Below are 3,814 nucleotides of genomic sequence, written 5' to 3'. Positions count from 1 at the left end.
GGGCGGGACGGGGCGTGGTGGTCGCTTCGGTCGCGGTGGCCGGCAAAGGCGTCCGTGGCGGTGTTCCGCTCGGTCGTCGCCTCCACGGCGGTGGCCGGTGTGGTCTGCGGGATGTCGGCTTCCTTCGTCAGCCGGTCCCAGTCGGTGACGACGGGGGCGAGTTCGCCCGCGAGCCACAGCGGTTGCTGGTCGTGGTGGTGGGGGGAGCGGGCGTCGCCGGCGGCGCCGAACGGCACGATCCAGCGGCTGGCGGTGCGGTCGGCGAGGTCCCAGACGTAGCGGGCGGCGGGGCCGCGGGCGGCGCGGTCGGTGATGCCGGGGACGGCGGAGGCGCACAGCACGCAGTCGTGGTCGCCGGAGAGGGCGGGCGCCTCCTCCGCCGGGTCGGGCAGGGCGCGCCATGCGGCGAGGCGGTGGGTGTCGCCCCACGTGCCGGTCGGGCCGGCGGCGGCGACCTCCTCCATGGCGGCGCGGAGTTCGGCGGCACGGTCGATGCCGTACAACTCATCGGCGCGCAGCAGGTGTTCGAGGGCGAAGCCGATGCGCGGGGTGAGCGCGAGCCAGGGCTGGAAGACGTCGGGGTGTGCGGGCGGTGCGGTGAGCGGGGCGAAGGCGGGGTGGGCGGCGAGGCGCCGTACGAGGGCGGTGCGTACGGCGGCGTAGAGCGCGGCGTCTTCGCTGCCGGCGTCCATGTGGCGGTCCCAGGCGAGCAGCCGTGCCGTCAGTTCCCGCGCGGCCGGGGTGAGTCCGCCGAGGCGGGCCAGATGGTCCAGCAGGGGTGCGCAGGAGGCGAGGTGGGTGTCGGTGTGGACGGCGGCCATGTCGGCCGCCGACCAGGTGCGGCGGGTGTCGAGGAGGGCGCGGATGCGGTCGGCGCGGTGCGGTGGGGCGAACTCGACGCCGAGGGGGGCGGCGGGGCCGCGCTGGTTGGCCATGACGGCGACGCCGTCGGTGAGTCCGGCGCGGGGCGTCTCGTGCCAGCCGGTCCACTCGTGGCCGGGTTCCCACGCGGGCACAGGCCGGACGCGGTTGGCGTGGGCGCGGACGGGCACCCTGCCGGCGACGCGGTGCAGGAGGCCGCCGTCGGTGTCGGCGGCCTGGACGACGTTGACGGGTTCGGCCCACAGGTCGAGGGCGTGGTCGATGTCGGCGACGGTGCGGGCGCGCAGCAGCGGCAGCAGTGCGCCGAAGCCGAGGTCGGCGGTGACGCGGGGCGGGGTGCGCAGGCTGAGCGCGAGCGGGGTGCCGTCGTCGAGGCCTTCGGGGCCGCCGGAGACGACGGGGCCGCGGTCGGTCTCGATGATCTCGATCTCGACGGGGTCCTCGCCGGCGACCTCGATGGTCTCGGTGTGGCGGGCGGCGCGGTGCCAGCGCCCGTCCGGGCCGAGTGCCTCGACGCCGGCGCCGGTGCGGCGCAGCCGCTCGTGGTAGAGGTCCTGGTAGTCGGCCATGGCGTTGGTGATGGCCCAGGCGACGGTGCCGGTGTGGCCGAAGTGGGGGAGGCCGGGGACGCCGGGGACGGCGAGGCCGACGACGTCGAACTCGTCGCAGGCGAGCCGTATCTGCTGGTAGACGCCGGGGTCCTCGATGAACCGGTGCGGGTCGCCGGCGAGGATCGCCTGCCCGGTGGTGGTGCGGTCGCCGGAGAGGAGCCAGCCGTTGCTGCCGGAGGTGCCGGGGCCGTCGGCGGCGAACAGGCCGACCGCGTTGGGCCCCAGGTGCCGTATCGCCTCCTCGCGCCACAGTTTGGCGGGGAACCCGGCGAACAGGATGTGCGTGGACAGCCAGATGCCGAGCGGGGTCCACGGCTCCCAGCGGCCGGGGGCGAGGCCGGTCGCGTCGAACTCGGGGGCGTCGGTGTGCGGGAGGGCGGCGTTGATGCCGTCGGTGTAGGCGCGGACCCAGTCGGCGGTCTCGGGGTCGTCGGCGCGGAGGGCGTCCCAGCAGCGGCGGGCGGTGTCGGCGAGGCGGGCGCGGCGGGCGAAGCGGTCCCAGGGCAGGTGGTCGGGGCCGAGGAAGGCGGCCGTCGTGCCTTGCAGACGGTGCCGTTCGATTTCGAGCTGCCAGGCCCGGTCGCGGGCGGTGACCAGGCCCTGGGCGTGGGCGAGGGAAAGGGCGTCGTCCGCGCGCAGGTGGGGGATGCCCCAGGCGTCGCGGTGGATCTCGATGGTCACCCTGTCCTGCCCCTCTGTGCCGTGATCGTGCTTTAGGTTAGGCTCACCTAAGTTTTCTCGGGATGGTACTGGAACCGCGAAGGAGCGCCATGGGGCAGGGGCACGGTTGGCAGGGAACGGTCCTGAAACTGCTGCGCGCGAAGGACTTCACCCTCACCGTCACCGGCGGCGAGGACGTCACCGCGGACTACCGCCGGCTGCACCTCACCGACGGCGGCATGCTCGCCGCGACCGGCGTCCACCCGACGATGTGGGTCCGGCTGTGGTTCGAACGCGACGGCAAGCCGCACCAGCGGGCCTACACACTCGTCGACCCCGACCCGTCGGCCGGCACGTTCAGCCTGGAGTTCGCCCTCCACGAGGGCGTCGCGAGCGACTGGGCACGGTCCGCGCGGCCCGGCACCACCATCGAGGCGACCGTCCACGGCACCGGCTTCGACTCCCCCGACCCGGCGCCCACGCATCTGATCGCGATCGGCGACCCGGCGTCCCTGCCGGCCGTCAACTCCCTGCTGGACGCGTTCCCCTCCACACCGGCGACGGTGTTCTTCGAGGGCGACCCGGCCGGCCTGCCGCTGCGCACCGACCCGTCCCGGCACGCGATACGGCCGGTGCCGCGCAAGGACGCCGGAGCCCACCTGGTGGCGCAGGTACGCAAGGCCCTGCCGGCGCTGCTCGCCGAGGGCGGCACGGACCCGTACCTCTGGATCGCCTGCGACACCGCCACCACCCGCTCCCTCACGGCGTACGTCCGCAAGGAGCTGGGCTTTCCCAAGCACCGGCTGCACGCGCTGGGGTACTGGCGGGCGGCGAACTGAGGCGCGGGCGGGGGCGGTACAGCGGAGGCCCGGACGGCAGGCGGTACAGCGGAGGCCCGGACGGCAGGCGTACGGCAGCCTGTGGGGTCGCGCACCGGCGCGCGACCCGGCGCCCGGCGCGGGATCATCGACGCATGGACGTCACCCTGCACCTCGCCCAGGATCCCGAGGCCGACGAACTCCTCGGCCGGTCACCGCTCGCCGCGCTGGTCGGCATGCTGCTCGACCAGCAGGTCCCCATGGAGTGGGCGTTCAAGGGGCCCCGCACGATCGCGGATCGCATGGGCGCCGACGATCTCGACGCGCACGACATCGCGGCGCAGGACCCGGAGGCCTTCGCCGCGCTGCTGTCGGAGAAACCGGCCGTGCACCGCTACCCGGGGTCGATGGCCAAGCGGATCCAGCAGCTGTGCCAGTACCTCGTCGAGCACTACGACGGCAACGCCGAACTCGTCTGGAAGGGCGTGGACGACGGCCGTGAACTGCTGCGCCGTCTGGAGGACCTGCCCGGCTTCGGCAAGCAGAAGGCCCAGATCTTCCTCGCGCTGCTCGGCAAGCAGCTCGGCGTCCGCCCCAAGGGCTGGCGCGAGGCCGCCGGCGCGTACGGCGAGAGCGGCTCCCACCGCTCCGTCGCCGACATCACGGGACCGGAGTCGCTGACCAAAGTGCGGGCGTACAAGCAGGAGATGAAGGCGGCGGCGAAGGCGGCCAAGGCCAAGGCGGAGAAGGCGTAGCGAGCGGGAGGCACACAGCGCACAGCGGGGAGGCACTCAGGGGCCAGGGGCCAAGGCCCCAGAGCACAGGGCACGGCGCACCCCGCCC

The 3,814-nt window shown here is 74.4% G+C and carries 2 protein-coding genes and 1 pseudogene; 2 read left to right on the top strand and 1 reads right to left on the bottom strand.

Annotated elements, in window-relative coordinates:
• Nucleotides 1–110: 110 nt before the first annotated feature.
• Nucleotides 111–2,174: pseudogene (locus MTQ10_RS28775) on the bottom strand (penicillin acylase family protein); the annotation flags it as partial.
• A gap of 89 nt (nt 2,175–2,263) precedes the next feature.
• Between MTQ10_RS28775 and MTQ10_RS28770 the strand changes: the two are divergent.
• A complete protein-coding gene (locus MTQ10_RS28770; protein ID WP_247473286.1) occupies nt 2,264–2,992 on the top strand; it encodes a siderophore-interacting protein in 729 nt (242 codons plus the stop codon).
• Between the two features lie 134 nt (nt 2,993–3,126).
• On the top strand, nt 3,127–3,726 hold the full coding sequence (locus tag MTQ10_RS28765; protein ID WP_247473285.1) for an HhH-GPD-type base excision DNA repair protein: 600 nt from the start codon (nt 3,127–3,129) through the stop codon (nt 3,724–3,726).
• The last annotated feature ends 88 nt before the right edge of the window (nt 3,727–3,814 follow it).

Source organism: Streptomyces sp. XM83C (assembly GCF_023072675.1).
GTDB classification, from domain to species: Bacteria; Actinomycetota; Actinomycetes; order Streptomycetales; family Streptomycetaceae; genus Streptomyces; species Streptomyces thermocoprophilus.
The sequence above is the reverse complement of the archived record's forward strand: the minus strand, read 5'-3'. Positions and strand labels throughout refer to the sequence as shown.

What these genes read in the sequence shown, in the direction of transcription:
- MTQ10_RS28770 (WP_247473286.1), top strand. Translation starts at nt 2,264, where the DNA reads ATGGGGCAGGGGCACGGTTGGCAGGGAACGGTCCTGAAACTGCTGCGC.
- MTQ10_RS28765 (WP_247473285.1), top strand. Translation starts at nt 3,127, where the DNA reads ATGGACGTCACCCTGCACCTCGCCCAGGATCCCGAGGCCGACGAACTC.